This is a genomic window from Ferviditalea candida (assembly GCF_035282765.1).
GTDB lineage: Bacteria > Bacillota > Bacilli > Paenibacillales > KCTC-25726 > Ferviditalea > Ferviditalea candida.
This window is the reverse complement of record NZ_JAYJLD010000148.1, coordinates 1-272: the sequence shown is the minus strand read 5'-3', so window position 1 is coordinate 272 and position 272 is coordinate 1. Positions and strand designations below refer to the sequence as shown.

Annotated in this window: 1 protein-coding gene; it reads left to right on the top strand. The window is 43.8% G+C overall.

Features of this window, described 5'->3' with window-relative positions; genetic code table 11:
* Positions 1-198 (top strand): hypothetical protein (locus tag VF724_RS21445; RefSeq protein WP_371756260.1); only part of this gene is annotated, 198 nt, incomplete at its 5' end.
* Positions 199-272: the final 74 nt, after the last annotated feature.

Genomic DNA, 272 nt, shown 5'->3' with positions numbered 1-272 from the left:
AGGCGAATCCTGATCGCCACACTGACGTCGGTGACGAAAACAAAAAACCACCGTCATTGGCGGTTCCGAATTCACTGTCAATTAAAGTGGCTGATGACACCTTGGACAGGCAATGTTGGCGCTAAAGCTGGTGCATTGTTCTTAGGTGAAGCTAATATAAAGAGTGATTCTAATACTACTCTGTCATTTAAAGAATAGGGTTACCCATCATTCAACAAACATCGACACTGGGTGGTTCGGACAAACCAAACAAACAGCGTGTATTGAAAACG